The sequence below is a fragment of the Methylobacterium sp. P3_A11 genome, from assembly GCF_056403155.1.
On record NZ_JBFUGA010000069.1, the window covers coordinates 13,875 to 30,786 of the forward strand.

General features: G+C 71.0%; 15 protein-coding genes. 8 read left to right on the forward strand and 7 right to left on the reverse strand.

The window, feature by feature from the left end:
- Window positions 1-146 precede the first annotated feature (146 nt).
- A complete protein-coding gene (locus AC1DXK_RS20315) occupies window positions 147-1,139 on the reverse strand; it encodes a molybdopterin-dependent oxidoreductase (RefSeq protein WP_457105576.1) in 993 nt (330 codons plus the stop codon).
- Window positions 1,136-1,996 (reverse strand): cytochrome b/b6 domain-containing protein, encoded by an 861-nt coding sequence (locus AC1DXK_RS20320; RefSeq protein ID WP_457105575.1) that lies wholly within the window; start codon window positions 1,994-1,996, stop codon window positions 1,136-1,138. Before AC1DXK_RS20320 ends, AC1DXK_RS20315 begins: the two co-directional genes overlap by 4 nt.
- 362 nt (window positions 1,997-2,358) lie before the next feature.
- Between AC1DXK_RS20320 and AC1DXK_RS20325 the strand changes: the two genes are divergently transcribed.
- From AC1DXK_RS20325 to coaA, 3 genes are all read left to right on the forward strand, one after another.
- On the forward strand, window positions 2,359-3,306 hold the full coding sequence (locus tag AC1DXK_RS20325; protein WP_457105574.1) for an aspartate carbamoyltransferase catalytic subunit: 948 nt from the start codon (window positions 2,359-2,361) through the stop codon (window positions 3,304-3,306).
- Between the two features lie 124 nt (window positions 3,307-3,430).
- Window positions 3,431-3,754: a phosphoribosyl-ATP diphosphatase gene (locus AC1DXK_RS20330; protein ID WP_020095338.1), complete on the forward strand. Its 324-nt coding sequence runs from the start codon at window positions 3,431-3,433 to the stop codon at window positions 3,752-3,754.
- Window positions 3,751-4,740: a type I pantothenate kinase gene (gene coaA / locus AC1DXK_RS20335; protein ID WP_457105573.1), complete on the forward strand. Its 990-nt coding sequence runs from the start codon at window positions 3,751-3,753 to the stop codon at window positions 4,738-4,740. Before AC1DXK_RS20330 ends, coaA begins: the two co-directional genes overlap by 4 nt.
- A gap of 162 nt (window positions 4,741-4,902) precedes the next feature.
- Here the strand turns inward: coaA and thpR are convergent, their stop codons facing one another.
- Window positions 4,903-5,442 carry an RNA 2',3'-cyclic phosphodiesterase gene (gene thpR, locus AC1DXK_RS20340; protein ID WP_457105572.1) on the reverse strand — a complete coding sequence of 180 codons (540 nt, stop codon included), beginning with the start codon at window positions 5,440-5,442 and terminating at the stop codon, window positions 4,903-4,905.
- On the reverse strand, window positions 5,442-6,200 hold the full coding sequence (locus tag AC1DXK_RS20345) for an arylesterase (RefSeq protein WP_457105571.1): 759 nt from the start codon (window positions 6,198-6,200) through the stop codon (window positions 5,442-5,444). Before AC1DXK_RS20345 ends, thpR begins: the two co-directional genes overlap by 1 nt.
- A 45-nt stretch (window positions 6,201-6,245) precedes the next feature.
- Between AC1DXK_RS20345 and AC1DXK_RS20350 the strand changes: the two genes are divergently transcribed.
- Together AC1DXK_RS20350 and AC1DXK_RS20355 are read left to right on the forward strand one after the other, a co-directional pair.
- Complete coding sequence (locus tag AC1DXK_RS20350) at window positions 6,246-6,932, forward strand: ABC transporter ATP-binding protein (protein ID WP_457105597.1); 687 nt, start codon at window positions 6,246-6,248, stop codon at window positions 6,930-6,932.
- Window positions 6,932-9,508 (forward strand): ABC transporter permease, encoded by a 2,577-nt coding sequence (locus tag AC1DXK_RS20355; protein ID WP_457105570.1) that lies wholly within the window; start codon window positions 6,932-6,934, stop codon window positions 9,506-9,508. The genes AC1DXK_RS20350 and AC1DXK_RS20355 overlap by 1 nt, the downstream gene beginning before the upstream one ends.
- Window positions 9,509-9,646: 138 nt before the next feature.
- Here the strand turns inward: AC1DXK_RS20355 and AC1DXK_RS20360 are convergent, their stop codons facing one another.
- Window positions 9,647-11,311 carry a methyl-accepting chemotaxis protein gene (locus AC1DXK_RS20360; protein WP_457105569.1) on the reverse strand — a complete coding sequence of 555 codons (1,665 nt, stop codon included), beginning with the start codon at window positions 11,309-11,311 and terminating at the stop codon, window positions 9,647-9,649.
- 842 nt (window positions 11,312-12,153) lie between these two features.
- On the opposite strand from AC1DXK_RS20360, the gene AC1DXK_RS20365 reads away from it, so the two are divergent.
- Together AC1DXK_RS20365 and AC1DXK_RS20370 are read left to right on the forward strand one after the other, a co-directional pair.
- Window positions 12,154-12,927: a Bax inhibitor-1/YccA family protein gene (locus AC1DXK_RS20365; RefSeq protein ID WP_457105568.1), complete on the forward strand. Its 774-nt coding sequence runs from the start codon at window positions 12,154-12,156 to the stop codon at window positions 12,925-12,927.
- A 96-nt stretch (window positions 12,928-13,023) separates the two neighbouring features.
- Window positions 13,024-13,917 (forward strand): dihydrodipicolinate synthase family protein, encoded by an 894-nt coding sequence (locus AC1DXK_RS20370; protein ID WP_457105567.1) that lies wholly within the window; start codon window positions 13,024-13,026, stop codon window positions 13,915-13,917.
- Window positions 13,918-13,944: 27 nt separating this feature from the next.
- Here the strand turns inward: AC1DXK_RS20370 and AC1DXK_RS20375 are convergent, their stop codons facing one another.
- Entirely contained in the window at window positions 13,945-14,319 is a 375-nt protein-coding gene (locus AC1DXK_RS20375) for a DUF2794 domain-containing protein (protein ID WP_457105566.1), read from the reverse strand.
- A gap of 348 nt (window positions 14,320-14,667) precedes the next feature.
- Here AC1DXK_RS20375 and bluB point away from each other — a divergent pair, with 348 nt between their 5' ends.
- Window positions 14,668-15,306: a 5,6-dimethylbenzimidazole synthase gene (gene bluB / locus AC1DXK_RS20380; RefSeq protein ID WP_477298825.1), complete on the forward strand. Its 639-nt coding sequence runs from the start codon at window positions 14,668-14,670 to the stop codon at window positions 15,304-15,306.
- Between the two features lie 44 nt (window positions 15,307-15,350).
- Here the strand turns inward: bluB and AC1DXK_RS20385 are convergent, their stop codons facing one another.
- Window positions 15,351-16,703 carry an RsmB/NOP family class I SAM-dependent RNA methyltransferase gene (locus AC1DXK_RS20385; RefSeq protein WP_457105564.1) on the reverse strand — a complete coding sequence of 451 codons (1,353 nt, stop codon included), beginning with the start codon at window positions 16,701-16,703 and terminating at the stop codon, window positions 15,351-15,353.
- Window positions 16,704-16,912: the final 209 nt, after the last annotated feature.

Consider the following 16,912-nt stretch of genomic DNA (forward strand, 5'->3'; position numbering starts at 1 on the left):
GGTGACGCAAGCGTCGTCGGAGGGACTCGTCGTAAGCCGCGCGGGCGGCTTGCATGAACGGCACGCGAGGGCGGTCGCCGACCATCCGGCCACGCGCAGTCAGACCCTGGCGGAATGCGAGCGCGGGGAGACGCCGCACCGAGCGCTCAGATCCCCGCGTACCACTCGTAGCCGCGATCCTCCCAGTAGCCGCCGCTGCCCTGGCCGATGCCCCCGAGCGATTCCACCATCTCGATTCGCATCACGTACTTGGCCTGCTTGTAGCCGAGCTGGCGCTCGACCCGCAGGCGCAGGGGCGCGCCATTCGAGACCGGCAGCGACTTGCCGTTGAGGTCGTAGGCCAAGATCGTCTGCGGGTTGAAGGCATCGTAGAGGTCGATGCTCTCGTAGTAGCGGATCGGGATCCCCGCCTGCTCAGGCTCCGGGGCCGGGCTGCCCTGGCCCCAATCGTCCGTGGGGGCATCGATCTTGGGGGCATCGGTCTTGGGGGCATCGGTGGCTGTGGCCGGGCCGCCCCAATCGTCGGCGGCGGCAGCGAGCTGGACGTAGGCCTCGCGGACCGCGCCCGGATGGGTCGGGCGCCACAGGGACGCTCCCTGGCCGCGCCCCTTGCCCCCACCCTTGGGTCCCGCCTCGAACTCCAGCGTGTCGGCGCAGTGGAACACCGCGTAGCGCGCCTGCGGCTTGAGCCCGGCCCGCTTCAGCACCTCGGCGAGGGGCACCCCGGCCCATTGCCCGATGCAGCTCCAGCCCTCGACGCAATCGTGGCGGGTGATCTGCGTCCGCGACGGGAGGGCGCGCAGATCCGCGAGGCTGAGCGACAGCGGGGTCCCGACCAGCCCGTCGACGGTGAGTTTGAAGTCGGCGAATCTGTTCGCCGCGAGTGTGCGATAGGCCCGGTCCGGCGGATCGATGGAGCCGTTCGGCTTGAACCAGGGCGAGATCATCGCGGCCGGGAATTCCCGCGCCAGGGTCGCGGGCGCCATCAGCAGGCGCTGGACATACAGGTTGGCGTCCTCGCCGAGCTTGAGGGCGCGCTGCCCCGAGTCGGTCCCGGCGAACCGGTCGCAGCCGCCGAGCAGTGCGGTGCCCATCAGGCCGGCGCCGGCGGTGAGGAGCTTGCGGCGGTGAAGGATCATCGCGCGGTCTCCCGGTCACGGCCGAGGCTGAACCAGCCGGTGATCATGCCGCGCATGTTGTTGACGAGGCCGGAGACCACCACGAGCACCACGTGGACGACCACGAACAGCACGATCAGGCCGGCGGCGATGAAGTGGACGCTGCGCGCCGATTGCCGGCCGCCGAACAGCTCCGTCAGCCAGGGCCAGGCGGCGTCCATTCCGGGCGACATGGCGAGCCCGGCGAGCACCATCGCGGGCAGCAGGCCCAGCACCAGTACGAGATAGGTGAGCTTCTGGATGACGTTGTAGCGCTTGGCCTCCGTGCCCTCGGGGAAGCGCAGCAGCAGATGCTCCTTCACGGATCCGCCGAAGTCGCGGATCTGGTCGCCGTCCGGGATCAGCCGGCGGCGGAGCTGGCCGCTGAACAGACCGTAGAGGAGATAGCCGGCGCCGTTGATCACCAGCAGCCACGCGAACAAGAAGTGCCAGCGCCGCCCGGTGGCGAGATCCTGGTCGGCCGGCAGCGTCGCCCAGGACGGGAAAGCCCGCTCCGTCTCGGTGCCGCCGTCCCGGGACAGGCCGAGCACGCCGGTCGTGTCGAAGCTGTGCGTGCCGACGGTCACGACGCCGCGGGTCTCGCCGTCGCGGCCCTGATTGCTCGTGATGGCGAGCGCCGGGGTGTCGAAGGTCGAGGTCGCGCCCCAGTAGAGCGCCGGGTGGGCGTTGAAGATCTGCAGGCCGCTCATCAGCAGCACAAGCAGCACCGCGGCGTTGATCCAGTGCGCCAGCCGGATCACCAGCGGGTGTCGATAGAACCAGCGGCGCCCCTGCCGGTCGACGGCCTCGGGGGCTTCGAGGGCAGGGGAGGCGGCCAAGCGTCAGGATCCCGGTCATGCGGCGCGGGGCCGGAAGCGGTACGGCTCCCGACCGTTCGGGCCAATACGTGGCGCGGGTCGCGCCGGTTACCATCGGCCGGCAAAAAACGCCGCAGCCGCCCCTTAGCCTCCCCTCGGAACACGGCTGCACCCATGGGAGCACACGGTTGATGACGGAGCGCAACGCGCCCCCTCTCGCAAGGGAGAGGGGGCGCATCCTCCTGCCGCCGATTGAGCCAGCCGGGGCCTCAAAACCATGTCGTCCGAGGCTATTTTGGGAAGGGGCACACGCCGCGGATAGAACGATGTCTGCGACACAGCCTTGCCCCCCGGGCGCGCCGCACCTACACCCGGGCCTCATCATGACGACGCCCGCGCCCCCGGCCTTCCCGCACCGGCACCTCCTCGGCATCGAGGGCCTGACCCGGCCCGACATCGAGGTCCTCCTCGACGCCGCCGAATCTGCCGTCGACATCTCGCGGCAGGTGGAGAAGAAGCGCACGACCCTGCGTGGACGCACGCAGATCAACCTGTTCTTCGAGCCCTCGACGCGGACGCAATCGTCCTTCGAACTCGCCGGCAAGCGCCTCGGCGCCGACGTCATGAACATGTCGGTTGCCTCGTCCTCGGTGAAGAAGGGCGAGACCCTGATCGACACCGCCGCGACGCTGAACGCCATGCGGCCCGACATCATCGTGGTCCGTCACGAATCGGCCGGCGCGGTCCATCTCCTCGCCCGCAAGGTCGACTGCGCGGTGGTCAATGCCGGCGACGGCGCCCACGAGCATCCGACCCAGGCGCTGCTCGACGGGTTGACGATCCGGCGCAACAAGGGCCGGATCGAGGGGCTCCAGGTGGCGATCTGCGGCGACGTCCTGCACTCGCGTGTGGCGCGCTCCAACATCATCCTGCTGCAGGCGATGGGGGCGCGGGTCCGCCTGATCGCCCCCTCGACGCTGCTGCCCGCCGGACTCGAGCGCTTCGGTGTCGAGACCTTCACGGACATGCGCAAGGGTCTGGTGGGCTGCGACATCGTGATGATGCTGCGCCTCCAGCGGGAGCGCATGAACGGCTCGTTCGTGCCCTCCGTGAAGGAGTATTTCCGCTATTTCGGCCTCGATGCGGAGAAGCTGGCGCTGGCCAAGCCCGACGCCCTGGTGATGCATCCCGGCCCGATGAACCGCGGCGTCGAGATCTCTTCGGAGATCGCCGACGGGGCGCAATCGCTGATCCGCGAGCAGGTCGAGATGGGCGTCGCCGTGCGCATGGCCGTGCTGGAGGCGCTGGCGCGGCACCTGCCGAACGGGTGAGACCCGGACAAAGCCGGGCGGCCTTCACCCGCTCCGCTTGCCCGCAGGGCGGCCCTGGCGCAGTTTCCTGCCGAAATCCGGCCCTGATCTGTATAAGGGGCCGTCGTAACATGCAGATCGCTTCATGACCGCCTACACGCTCGCCGACCTCGCCGCCCTCGTGGCGAGCCGCGCCGGGACCGATCCGGCCACCTCCTACACCGCCAAGCTCCTGTCCGAGGGACCCGCCAAGGCGGCCAAGAAGCTCGGCGAAGAGGCGGTGGAGGCGGCGATCGCGGCCGTGCAGGGCGACAAGACCGGCCTGCGGAACGAGGCTGCGGACGTACTCTACCACCTCGTGGTGCTGCTCCGGGCCGGCGGCGTCGAACTCGACGCCGTGATGGCCGAACTGGAGCGGCGCACCGCCCAGAGCGGCATCGCCGAGAAGGCCGCGAGGCGCCACGCGTGAACGCGGCCGCGCTGCCCGGCACGGTCGAGGCGATCCTCGAAGCGTCGGCCGGGCTCTCGCCCTATCGCCGCTTCAGCCGCGAGGAATGGGCTCAGCTGCGCGCCGACACGCCGCTCACCCTCAAGCAGGAGGATCTGGAGCGGCTGCAATCGATCAACGACCCGATCTCGGTCGAGGAGGTGGTGGCGATCTACCTGCCGCTGTCCCGATTGCTCGCCCTCTACGTCGCGGCGACCCAGGGGCTATTCAAGGCGACGCAGCGCTTCCTCATGGCCGAGCGCGAGACCAAGGCGCCCTACATCATCGGGCTCGCCGGCTCGGTGGCGGTGGGCAAGTCGACCACCGCCCGCATCCTGACCGCCCTGCTGGCGCGCTGGCCCAACACCCCGAAGGTCGACCTCGTCACCACCGACGGCTTCCTGCTGCCCAACGCCGAGCTCGCCGCCAACGGCCTGATGGAGCGCAAGGGCTTTCCCGAGAGCTACGACACCGCCGCGCTGCTGCGCTTCCTCCACGACGTGAAGGCCGGCCACAAGCGCGTGACCGCGCCGCTCTACTCGCACCTCGTCTACGACCGGGTGCCCGGGGAGGAGCGGGTGGTGGAGAGCCCCGACATCCTGATCGTCGAGGGCCTGAACGTGCTCCAGCCCGCCCGCCTGCCGCGCGACGGCACCGCGATCCCGTTCGTCTCCGACTTCTTCGACTTCTCGATCTATCTCGACGGCCACGAGGACGACCTGCACCGCTGGTACGTCACCCGCTTCATGAAGCTGCGCCAGACCGCCTTCCGCGACCCGCGCTCCTACTTCCGGAAATACGCTGAGATCCCGGAATCCGAGGCGCTCGACATCGCCGACCGGCTCTGGACCACGATCAACCTGCCGAACCTGCGCGAGAACATCGTGCCGACGCGCCAGCGGGCGAGCCTGATCCTCACCAAGGGCGCGAGCCACCGGATCGAGAGCGTGGCGTTGCGGCGGCTGTGAACCGATGCAAGACGATCGCGTGATCGGCTCGCATGAAGGCCGAACCTCCGTCATCACGAGCGAAGGGAAGTGACCCAGGGCAGCGCGACGTTCGGGGGCATGTCGCGACCCTGGATTGCTTCGCTTCGCTCGCAAGGACGTGAACGACCAAGCCCAGGCGCATCACGCGAACGGAAACCCCGCCTCCGCCAGGTACGGCCCGCCGCCGGTCGAGTCCTTTGCCGAGAACAGCGTCACCCGGTCAACGACGAACGACAGCGGCGTGAAGACCGGCGCCTGCGAGAGGTACATCGCCGTCGCCTCCGGCGTCGCGTCGCGGCGCAGGCGGGCCAGGGTGACATGCGGGGTGAACTTCCGCCGTTCCGGCTCGAGTCCGGCGCGGCGCACCAGCCGCTCCTGCTCGGCTTGGAGATCGGTGAGCGCCGGGTCGGCCGTCACCGCGGCGTAGAGCGCCCGCGGCTTGTCGCCACCGAAGATGCCGAGGCCGTCGAGCGTCACCGTCAAGGGCGGGCGAACCCGCATCTCGGCGAGCGCCTCCACCACGTCCTCGGCCACGGTCGCCTCGACGTCGCCGAGGAAGCGCAGGGTGACGTGGAAATCACCGGGCTCGATCCACCGCGCACCGTGCAGGCCGCCCTGGTAGGCCTTGAGGGCGTCGGCGACCTCCGGCGGGACGGCGAGCGCCGTGAACAGGCGCGGCATCAGCGTAAGGATCCCTGGCGGAGTCGGTCGAGGAACGCGTTGACCGTCGGCAGCATGCGCGCCGCGATGGTCTCCACGCCCTGCCGGTTCGGGTGCAGCATGTCGTCGAGGTGCAGCCCGCGGTCGCCGACGATCCCGTCGAGGAAGAACGGGTAGAGGGTCAGTCCGTAGCGCTTGGCGAGGTCCGGGTAGATCGCGTCGAACCGCGCCTTGTAGTCCGGCCCGAGATTGGGGGCGGCCTGCATGCCGGCCAGCAGAACCGGGATGCCCCGGGCCTTCAGCCGCTCGATGATCGCGGACAGCGCCCCTTCGGTCACCTTCGGGTCGGTGCCGCGCAGCATGTCGTTGGCGCCGAGTTCGAGGATCACGCCGGCCGTCCCGTCCGGCACCGACCAGTCGACGCGGTCGAGACCGCCGGTCGCGGTGTCGCCGGAGACGCCGGCATTGGTCACCGTCACGGCCTCGCCCTTGGCCTTGAGCATCCGCTCCAGCACGGTGGGGAAGGCGGCATCGCTGGGCAGGCGGTAGCCGGCGGTCAGGCTGTCGCCGAGGGCGACGAGCTTGACCGGTTCGCCCGGAGCGGCCTGCGCCACCGTCACGAAAGGGACCACCAGGAGCGTTAGCGCTGCGGCAAACAGGGCTGTGCGCCGGAACACGGCGCCGCCGTCATGGCGCGGCCCCAATGCGGAACCCATATCGCGGTGCACCCGCGGCCCGTGCAGCCAAGATCGAAGCCAACCGAGGACCTCGCGCGCCATGCTCGTCATCGCCCACAGATCGGCCTGCCCGTGAGCCAAGGCAAGATGCAGCGCGCGCCCGCGATCGCGCTCTCGGACATCGATCTCAGCCTCGGCCGCGGCGCAGCCCGGGTTCACATCCTGCGCGGCATCTCGCTCACCGTGGACCGCGGCGAGGCGGTGGGGCTCGTCGGCCCCTCGGGCTCTGGCAAGTCGACGCTGCTGATGGTCATGGCCGGGCTGGAGCGGCCGGATTCCGGCGGCGTCGTGATCGAGGACACCGACCTCGTCCGCCTCGACGAGGACGCCCTGGCCCGGTTCCGGGGCCGGCGCATCGGGATCGTGTTCCAGGCCTTCCACCTCGTGCCGACCATGACGGCGCTGGAGAACGTGGCGCTACCGCTGGAACTGGCCGACCGGCCCGGTGCCCATGAGCGGGCGCGCGCCGAGCTGGAGGCGGTCGGCCTCGGGCACCGGCTGCATCATTACCCGGCGCAGCTTTCCGGCGGCGAGCAGCAGCGTGTCGCTATCGCCCGGGCGGTCGCTCCCGATCCGGCGATCCTGGTGGCCGACGAGCCCACCGGCAACCTCGACGAGGCCACCGGCCGGCAGATCGTCGACCTCCTGTTCCGGCTCAAGCGCGACCGCGGTGCGACGCTGGTGCTCGTCACCCACGACAACGGCCTCGCCCGCCTGTGCGACCGCACCGTGCGCCTGCGCTCGGGGCGGATCGAGGAGGCGGTGACGGCCTGATGCACGGCACGCTCACCCGGCCCGACCCCGCGCCCCGCCGGATCCCGCTCACCCTGCGCCTCGCGTTGCGAGAGCTGCGCGCCGGCCTCTCGGGCTTCGCGGTGTTCCTCGCCTGCATCGCGCTGGGCGTCATGGCCATCGCGGGCGTCGCGTCGATCTCGCGCTCGCTGTCGGACGGGCTCGGCCGAGAGGGCCGCCGGATCCTCGGGGGCGACCTCGCCTACAACCTGATCAACCGCGAGGCGACCGACGCCGAGCGGCAGGCGCTGGCGCGGGAGGGCCGGCTCGACGTCGTCGCCTCCCTGCGCGCCATGGCCGTCGCCGGCGGCGGCGATGCGGCCCTCGTCGAGCTGAAGGCCGTCGACCCGGCCACCTATCCGGCGGCAGGCGACCTCGCCACCGATCCGCCGGGCCGGCTCGCCGACCTCCTGGCGGAGCGGGACGGGGCGCCGGGGGCGCTCGCCGACCCGGCCCTGCTCACCCGGCTCGACGTGAAGGTCGGCGACCGGATCGCGCTCGCCGGACACACGGTGGCGATCCGGGGCACCATCGTGTCGGAGCCCGACAAGATCGCCGGCGGCATCGGGTTCGGGCCGCGGCTGATGATCTCGGAGCCGACGCTCCGCGCCACCGGCCTCGTCCAGCCGGGCAGCCTCAACCGCTGGAGCTACCGGATCCTCCTGCCGCCCGGCGCGCCGGATGCCGATCTCGACGCCGCCCAGGCGCGCATCCGCGCGGCGACTCCGGAAGCCGGCTGGGAAATCCGGTCGCGCTCCAACGCCGACCCGCGCTTTTCCAAGAGCATCGAGCGGTTCACCCAGTTCCTGACCCTGGTGGGTCTCACGGCGCTGATCGTCGGCGGCGTCGGCGTCGGCAATGCCGTCCACGCCTTCGTGGAGCGCAAGCGGGCCTCGATCGCGACCCTCAAGAGCGTCGGCGCGCCGGGCTCGCAGGTGGTCGCCCTCTACCTGACGCAGGTGATGCTGATCGCCGGTCTCGGCACCCTGATCGGCCTCGTCGTCGGCGCGAGCCTGCCCTTCGTCCTGGACGCGCTGTTTTCGGCCGACCTGCCGCTGCCGCTGAACCCGACGCTTGCCCCGGGTGAGCTGGCCCTCGCCGCCGCCTACGGACTGATCACCGCCTTCGCCTTCGCGATCACGCCGCTGGGCCGTGCCCACGACGTGCCGGTGTCCGGCCTGTTCCGCGACACGGTCGATCCCGCCCGGGTCAGCCCGCGCTGGCGGTACCGGATCTGGCTGGCCTCGAGCCTCGCGGCGCTGGTCGGCCTGTCGGTGGCGACCGCCTTCGACCGGCGCGTGGCGCTGGTCTTCATCGCCGCGGCCGCCATCGCCTTCGGCCTGCTGCACGGGGTGGCGCTCGGCCTGATGGCGCTCGCCCGCCGCCTGCCGCACCCGCGCTGGCCAGCGCCGCGGATGGCGCTTGCCAACCTCCACCGGCCCGGGGCGCTGACCCCCGCCATCGTCCTGTCGCTCGGCCTCGGCGTGACGCTCCTCGTCACCCTGAGCCTGATCGACGCCAATGTCCGCCGCACGATCAGCGCGACCCTCCCCGCGCGGGCGCCGAACCTGTTCTTCCTCGACATCCCGTCGCGGGACGCGGGCGCGTTCCGGGACTTCCTGGCGCGCTCGGCCCCGAACGGGAAGATCGAGGACGTGCCGATGATGCGCGGCCGGATCGTCGCCCTGAACGGCGTGCCGGCGAGCAAGATCCGCCCTCCGGAGGATGCCGCCTGGGTGCTCGACGGCGACCGGGGCATCACCTACGCCGACACGGTGCCGGAGGGCTCCAGCCTCACCGAGGGCGCGTGGTGGAGCGCCGAGCAGGGCGCCAAGCCCCTCGTCTCCTTCGAGGCCGACCTCGCCCGTCAGCTCGGCCTCAAGCTCGGCGACTCCGTCACCGTCAACGTGCTCGGCCGCGACCTCACCGCGACGATCTTCAACCTGCGCCGGGTGGAATGGCGCAACCTCGGCATCAACTTCGTGATGGTGTTCTCGCCCGGCACCTTCCGGGGCGCGCCGCATTCCGACCTCGCCACGCTGACGCTGCCGGGCGGCACGGATGCGGGGGCCGAGAACCGCATCCTGCGCGATGTCGCAAAGGCCTTCCCGTCGGTGAGCGCCGTCCGGGTCAAGGATGCCCTCGACGCCATCGGCGACCTCGTCGGCCGGCTGGTCCTGGCCATCCGCGGGGCGAGCGCGGTGGCTGTCCTGGCGAGCCTGTTCGTTCTGGCGGGCGCCATCGCGGCCGGTCACCGGGCGCGGCTCTACGACGCCGTGGTGCTCAAGGTGCTGGGCGCCAGCCGGTCCCGGCTGCTCGCGGCCTACGCCATCGAGTACGCCGCCCTGGGTCTCGCCACCGCCCTGTTCGGCCTCGCGGCCGGGAGCCTCGCCGGCTGGGTGATCGTCGCCAAGGTCATGCACCTCGACTTCCGGCTGGACCTGTCGGGGGCGCTGGTCGCGGCCCTCGCCGCGGTGGCGCTGGCGATCCTGCTCGGCCTCGCCGGGACGTGGCGGATCCTGGGTCAGAAGCCCGCGCCGTACCTGCGGCAGATCTGAGGGGCACGCCGGGGCAGCGGACCGCCTGCGGGGCTGTTTCGGGGGTCACCAAGAAAAAGCGCCTCCCGATCGACCCGATCGGGAGGCGCGGCATCTCGTGTCACGTCGGACCGTGGATTCCGCCACGCCGTTCCGTGCTTACGCGGCGCGGACGGTGGCGAGGAAGCGCTCGACCTCCGCCCCGAGATGCTCGGACTGGCGTGACAGCTCGGAGGCCGCCGACAGCACCTGGTTGGCGGCCGCCCCTGTCTCCTCCGAGGCCTGCGCCACGCCGGCGATGTTGCTCGTCACCTCACCCGCGCCCATAGCTGCCTGGCTGACGTTGCGCACGATCTCCTGCGTGGCAGCCCCCTGCTGCTCGACGGCCGCCGCGATGCTGGTGGCGACGGCGTCGATCTCCCGGATCTGGCCGGTGATCCCGCCGATGGCGGTGACGGCCTGCTGCGTGACGCCCTGCACCTCGCCGATCTGCCGGGCGATCTCCTGGGTGGCCTTGGCGGTCTGCTCGGCGAGGGCCTTCACTTCCGAAGCGACCACCGCAAAGCCCCGGCCGGCGGCGCCGGCCCGCGCCGCCTCGATGGTGGCATTGAGCGCCAGCAGGTTGGTCTGGCCGGCGATGCCCGAGATCATCCCCACCATGTCGCCGATCCGGGCCGAGGTGGCCTGCAGCGCCTGGACTAGGCTCACGGTCTGGTCAGCCTGGCTCACCGCGGACTGGGCCAGCTGAGCCGAGCCGAACACCTGCCGGCCGATCTCCTGCACGGAGGAACCCAGCTCCTCGGTCGCCGCCGCCACGGTCTGCACGTTCGAGGCGGCCTCCTCCGCGGCGGCGGCCACGGTGGTGGATTGCGACGCCGTCTCGGTCGCCGTGGCGGTCATCGTCCGGGCGGTGGCCTGGAGTTCGGTGGCGGAGGACGACACCATCCCGACGATGCCCCCGACCGCCCGCTCGAACCCGTCGGCGAGTTCGATCATGGTCCGCTTGCGCTCGGCTGCGGCGGCCTCGTCGGCGCGGCGCTTGATGTCGGCTTCCTCGGCGGCCTTGCGGGCGACCATGGTCTTGATGCCCTCGACCGCCTTGCCCACCGCGCCGATCTCGTCGCTGCGGGTCGCTTCCGTGATCTGCGCGTCGATCTCACCGCGGGCCATGCGCTGGAGCACGCTGACGAGGCTGCCCAGCGGGCGGGAGACCTTCACGACGATCGTATAGACGCCATAGGCGATGCTGAGCGCCGCGAGACCGAGCGCGGACAGCAACGCAAGGCGCGACCAGCTCGCGGTCGTCTCGGAGCGCTGAAATTCCGCCTCCGCTTCACGGACCTGCAGCGCGGTCAGCTTGCTGAGGGTCGCGTTGGTGTCCCGCATGTTCTGCAGCAGGTCCGCATGCGTGACCTCGAAATCCGCAGCGCCGCCTGCGAGGCGCTTGAGGATGTCGGCCGCGATGACGCCGTTACGATCGATCCGCTGCTGCATGTCCTTGGCGAGACCCGCCTCTTCCGGGGTCAGGAAGGTCGCCAGGTAGGCCGACCATTGTGTCTGCAGGCTGGAGAGATCGCGTTCGATCCTGTCCCTGGCCCGGGCCGGCTCGATCTGCTTGCCACGCACCATGCGCGAGACGTCGACCAAGTCATCATAGGCGTCTCGAATCATGCTGAACTGCCTGAGACAGACTACACGATCGTCAAATACAGTTTTCAGACTTCCGTGACTCCAGTGGAGCGCAAAATTACCCAGCGCCACGGCAGCGAGCAGCAGCAAGCCGATGACGGCCAGGAGCGAGACGAGTCGCAGCTTGATTGTCATTGAAACGAAGAATCCCTGCGCGCCGTGGCATTAGCAGCCGAAATCGCCCGAACAAAGAGCGCGACGGCCGTGCGTGGATTCAGGGCATCAAGGATAGTGATTAATATTAGACCTATAAGTCTGCATTTTCATAAATTTTTGCTATAATTCGAACCCACGCGATTGCCGATTGACCGGCAAAGTGGCCCACGGTCCGAGAGCGACGTCGCTATAATCTAGGATTGTGTTTGCCTGAAGCAGATCGACCAGACGGCGAGCAGGGCCGGCTCGCCCCCCAGAACCCGTACCGTCCAGGTCGGGATACGGGCCGCTCGGCGCCGCCGCGCCGGGAATCGAACCGGTGCCGCATTCCTCCGCGCGGAGGCGCGGCGTCAACCGCCGGGCTGATCGGGCGGCATCGCGGGTACCTGGACATTCCGGTGAACAACGCCGGCATCGGCGTGGACGACGACGCGACGCCCACCGTCGCGAGGGCGCCCCTTCTGGCGGCCCGGGCGCGGCAGCGCCCCAATCGGCAGGCCTCGCGCGCGGCGACGACGCCCTCTCGGGCGCGGCATTCGGAAGCTGTCAAGACTTCGTCCCAAGCGTTTGAAACCGCAGCAGCCCGGCAACCGCCAGTCGAACAACCCGTCTTGCACCGGGCAATGCATTTTAATCCCTGGCGGGATGGACAAAAATACATCCTCCAGACACGGAAAACAGGCGCCGCAACCGTGGCCGGGGACTTGTGTCGCGGGTTCGGGCGCAACATATTCCGCATCGAGGCGCCAGTCGGGCGCCAGAGGTCCTGCGTGGGCCTCGCCCGAACACCACGCTGAGAGAGCCTCCGCAAGGAAACTCCCATGGCATTCGAGAACAGCCCCTTCCGGTACGGCGCCCAGCAGCAGCCGACTGGCTACGCCGGCACCCAGGTCGAGGTCGACCAGGGCCTGCGCACCTTCATGCTCGGCGTCTACAACAACATGGTCGTCGGGCTCGGCATCTCGGGTCTCGTCGCCCTCGGTCTAAACATGGCCTCCGTGGCGGCCTACCAGGGCACCCGCCCGATCCTGACCCCGTTTGGTCAGACCCTCTACCTCAGCCCGCTCAAGTGGGTCCTGATGCTCGCCCCCCTGGCGTTCATCTTCGTCTTCTCCATGCGCATGGACCGGATGTCGGCCTCCTCCGCGCGGACCATGTTCTGGGCCTTCGCGGCGGTGATGGGCGCCTCGATGTCCTCGCTCCTCCTGGTGTTCACCGGGGGTAGCGTAGTCCAGGTGTTCTTCATCACGGCGGCGGCCTTCGGCTCGCTCAGCCTCTGGGGCTACACCACCCGGCGCAGCCTCTCGGGCATGGGCTCGTTCCTGATGATGGGCCTGATCGGCATCATCCTCGCGTCGCTGGTGAACATCTTCTTCGCTTCGTCGGCCCTCCAGTTCGCCATCTCGGTGCTGGGCGTGCTGATCTTCGCGGGGCTGACCGCCTACGACACGCAGAAGCTCAAGGAGATGTATCTCTACGGCGGCTTCGACGGCGAGATGGCGGCCAAGATGTCGGTGAACGGCGCTCTGACGCTCTATCTCGACTTCATCAACATGTTCCAGTTCCTGCTGAGCCTGATCGGCGACCGCCGCTGAGCCAGCGCGACTGAAGGACGAAGGAGACCCCGGGGGGCAACCGCCGGGGTTTCTTTTTGCCTGGCCCTCGGGGCCGGATGCGCTACGCTCGCGCCCATGCCCGCAATCTCCGGCCTCTCCGCCTTCCCGATCACCCCGAGCGACCGTGACGGCCGGATCGACGCCGAGGCCCTGCGCCGGCTGCTGGAACCGCTCGTGGCCGCCGGCGTCGATTCGATCGGCCTGCTCGGCAGCACGGGGACCTACGCGTATCTGAGCCGGGACGAGCGTCGGCGCGCGGTGGCGATCGCCGCCGAGACCGTTGGAGGCCGGGTGCCGCTCCTCGTCGGCGTCGGCGCGCTGCGCACCGACGAGGCGATCCGCTTGGCGCAGGATGCCCGCGCCGCGGGCGCGGATGTGGGCCTCCTCGCCCCCGTCTCCTACACGCCGCTCACCGAGGCGGAAGTCGAGGCGCATTTCGCGGCGGTGGCGGAGGAGGGCGGCCTGCCGCTCGTCCTCTACGACAATCCCGCGACGACGCATTTCCGCTTCACGCCGGCTCTGATCGGCCGGATCGCCCGCCGCCCCTGGATCGTGGCGGCCAAATGCGCCGCACCGGATCCGGCGGGCGCAGCGGCCGGCGTGGCCGCTCTGCAGGAGGCTGTACCGGCGGGATTTCCGATCGGCTTCAGCGGCGATTGGAACGTGACCGAGGCGCTCATCGCGGGCGGCGCAGCGTGGTTCAGCGTGGCGGGCGGTCTGTTCCCGCGGACCAGCCTGGCGTTGGTCCGGGCCGTGGAGGCGGGCGACGCGGACCGGGCACGGGCGCTCAACGCGGCGCTGGAACCGCTCTGGGCTCTGTTCCGAGCCCATTCCAGCCTGCGGGTGGTCTACGCGCTGGCCGATCTCATGGGCCTGTGCCGGGTCGAGCCGCCGCGGCCGATCCGCCCCCTGGCGCCGGAAACCGTGGCCGAGATCGCCGCCACCGTCCGGCGCATGTCCCTGTCCTGAGGGGCCGAATCGGGCGCCGTGCGGCGCTCAGACCGCCTTGGGCGCCGGCTCAAGGACGGCGATCACACGGGCCAGATCCGTGCCGCGCTTCAGGATGTGGCCGCTGGCGGCGATGACCGCGTAGGCTCCCTGGCGGCGTGCCAGCCGGGGATCCTTCTCGATCCGGTAGAGCGGCATTTCGGAGGCGCGGCGGTAGATCGAGAACACCGCCTTGTCGCGACGGAAATCGAGGGCGTAGTCGCGCCATTCCCCCGCGGCGACCTGCCGGCCATAGAGATTGAAGATCGTGCGCAGCTCGTCCCGGTTGAAGGCGACCTGCGGAGGAGCCGCGCGGGCGGGAAAAGGGATGACATGCCCCGCCGCCTCGTCGGGCCTCGGCCCGGCGCTCGTCCTCTCGGTCATCGTCACTCCCGGCATTGATGCGTCGCCTGCCGATGATGGGCTTCGCCGCAGCGGCCCGCAAGGGCGGCGCGCGCCGTGTCGTACGAGACACGACCAAGCGACAAAAAACACGGTTTGGCCCAATTCGCGCCTTTTCCGGGCCTCGTTGCCGAGAGACAACACCGACCGAACCTCGCCGGGCTCTGCCCGGTCGGCGCCCGACACCCAGCTCCCCAGCCATCGGCCGCCGTCCGGGATCCCAGGATCCGGCACTCCGAGGTTTCGAGACCCAAGACTTCAGGCCGCCCCTCCGGGCGGCCTTTTTTCCGTTTCCCGTTCAGCCGGGGATGCGGGTATGCCACGGGCATCATGGGTGCGCCCGCCTTCGACGACGCCTTCCTGCACAACCTCGACGCGCTGTTCGCGTGGCGCCGCGACGTGCGCCGCTTCCGGACCGATCCGGTGGACGAGACGCACCTGCACGCCTGCCTGGCGGCGGCCCACCGGGCGCCCTCGGTCGGCAACAGCCGGCCCTGGCGCTTCGTGCGCGTCTCGGATCCGGGCCGCCGTGCCGCCGTCGCCGAAAGCTTCTCCCGCTGCAACGCCGTCGCGGCGGCGGGCTACGATGCGGACCGCGCTGCCCGATACCGGAGCCTCAAGCTCGCCGGCCTGAACGAGGCGCCAGTGCATCTGGCGGCCTTCTGCGACACGGTCACCGAGACCGGCCTCGGCCTCGGACGGGCCAGCATGCCCGAGACGCTGGCCTATTCGGTGGTGGGGGCGGTGCAGTGCTTCTGGCTCGCCGCCCGGGCACGCGGGCTCGGCGTCGGCTGGGTCTCGATCCTGGAGCCCGACGCGGTCTCGGCGATCCTGGCGKTGCCGGAGACGTGGCGGCTCGTGGCCTATCTCTGCGTCGGATACCCCGTGGAGGAACATCTCGACCCGGAGCTGGAACGCCACGGCTGGCAGCCCGAGGACAAGCGGGGCTGCACGCTGATCGAGCGGTGAGCGGGCGCGTGGCCCCCGGCCGCGCAGCCCGGCCGAGGGACCTGTCACCCCACTCGCCGGAGGCGGCACGCGAAGAAGCCGTCGAGGCCGCCGCGGGCGCCGGGGACCTCCGGCAGGTGGCACGGCAGGGTGCGCAGATTGCCGCTGCCGTCGATCAGGTCATCGGCGCCGCCGACCTCCTCGGGCCGGACCGGCACCCGCGCGAACCGAGTCTCGCGGGCCAGGAAGGCCGCGACCTGCGCCTCACCCTCGTCCGGCTCCAGCGAGCAGGTGCAATAGACGAGAAGGCCGCCCGGACGGACCAGGCCGGCGGCGTGGTCGAGGAGCCTGGCCTGGAGCCCGGCGAGCCGTGCGATGTCGGCCTCCACCTTGGTCCAGGCCACGTCGGGATGGCGGCGGATCGTCCCGGTGGCCGAGCACGGCGCGTCGAGCAGCACCGCGTCGTGGTCCTGCGCCTCCAGGGCGAGGGCGTCGGCGACCACGATCTCGACCGGGAACCCGAGCCGCGCGACGTTCTCGCGCAGGCGCTCCAGCCGCGGCGCGGACCGGTCGACGGCGGTGACCTGGGCGCCGGTGGCGGCGAGTTGCAGCGTCTTGCCGCCGGGGGCGGCGCAGAGGTCGAGCACCCGGGCGCCGGGCTGCAGCGCCAGCAGCCGCGCCGGGAGCGCGGCGGCGGCATCCTGGACCCACCACGCGCCCTCCTGGAAGCCGGGCAGGTCGGGGATCGGCGGCCCGTTCTCCGGCAGCCGCAGGGAGCCGGTCGGGAGCAGGACCGCGCCGAGCCGGGCGGCGCAATCCGCGGCGTCGCCCCGCGGGGTCAGGTCGATGGCCGCCCCCGCGAGATGGGCGCGGGCGATCGCCGCCGCCCGCTCCGGCCCGTAGGCGGCGACCCAGCGGCGGGCGAGCCAGTCCGGGGTGTTGACCGCCAGGGCATCGGTGCCCTCGGCGAGGATCGCGTCGCGCTCCCGGGCGATCCGGCGCAGCACGGCGTTGACGAGCCCGGCGAGGTGCGCGGTGCGGGTGTCCGCCTTGGCCAGCCGCACGGCGAGGTCGACGGCGGCATGGTCCGGGACGGCGAGGTCGAGGATCTGGGCGGTCGCGGTGGCGAGGAGCGCCGTGAGCTGCGGCTTGGCCGCGGGGAGCCCGCGCTCCAGCCGCTGGCCGAGGACGGCGCGGATCTGCCCGTAGCGCCGGAAGGTCGCCACCGCGATCGCCCGGGCCAGCCCGGCATCCGCCGGCGCCAGCGCCTCGGCCCGGATCGCCTGGGCGAGGGCGTCGTCGAGGGCAGGGGGGCGATCCTGGCCGATCAGGGCCGCGACGGCCTGCATCGCCGCGCTCCGCGCGCCGAGCCCCGCCGCGTCCGGACCGGTCCCGGCCGGTGTAGCTCCGTCCCGCATGTTGCGGCCTGTGTCCCCCGATGCCACTTCTGCTCCAGATCCGACGTCTCTCGGACCCATGCCCTCACACCCGAGCGCGCGCGATGCAAGACCCGACCGCACAAGACCCGCACAGACAGAACCCGAACGGACCGGAGGCCGGCGACGGCGCGGCCCCGCCCCGCGCGCTCAGCCCGGCCGCGGAACGCGCCCTGGCCGAGGCCGCCGCG

Coding starts and splice junctions, on each gene's coding strand:
- AC1DXK_RS20315 (WP_457105576.1), bottom strand. CDS start 1,139: ATGATCCTTCACCGCCGCAAGCTCCTCACCGCCGGCGCCGGCCTGATG.
- AC1DXK_RS20325 (WP_457105574.1), top strand. CDS start 2,359: ATGACGACGCCCGCGCCCCCGGCCTTCCCGCACCGGCACCTCCTCGGC.
- AC1DXK_RS20330 (WP_020095338.1), top strand. CDS start 3,431: ATGACCGCCTACACGCTCGCCGACCTCGCCGCCCTCGTGGCGAGCCGC.
- thpR (WP_457105572.1), bottom strand. CDS start 5,442: ATGCCGCGCCTGTTCACGGCGCTCGCCGTCCCGCCGGAGGTCGCCGAC.
- AC1DXK_RS20345 (WP_457105571.1), bottom strand. CDS start 6,200: ATGGCGCGCGAGGTCCTCGGTTGGCTTCGATCTTGGCTGCACGGGCCG.
- AC1DXK_RS20350 (WP_457105597.1), top strand. CDS start 6,246: ATGCAGCGCGCGCCCGCGATCGCGCTCTCGGACATCGATCTCAGCCTC.
- AC1DXK_RS20355 (WP_457105570.1), top strand. CDS start 6,932: ATGCACGGCACGCTCACCCGGCCCGACCCCGCGCCCCGCCGGATCCCG.
- AC1DXK_RS20360 (WP_457105569.1), bottom strand. CDS start 11,311: ATGACAATCAAGCTGCGACTCGTCTCGCTCCTGGCCGTCATCGGCTTG.
- AC1DXK_RS20365 (WP_457105568.1), top strand. CDS start 12,154: ATGGCATTCGAGAACAGCCCCTTCCGGTACGGCGCCCAGCAGCAGCCG.
- AC1DXK_RS20370 (WP_457105567.1), top strand. CDS start 13,024: ATGCCCGCAATCTCCGGCCTCTCCGCCTTCCCGATCACCCCGAGCGAC.
- AC1DXK_RS20375 (WP_457105566.1), bottom strand. CDS start 14,319: ATGACCGAGAGGACGAGCGCCGGGCCGAGGCCCGACGAGGCGGCGGGG.
- AC1DXK_RS20385 (WP_457105564.1), bottom strand. CDS start 16,703: ATGCGGGACGGAGCTACACCGGCCGGGACCGGTCCGGACGCGGCGGGG.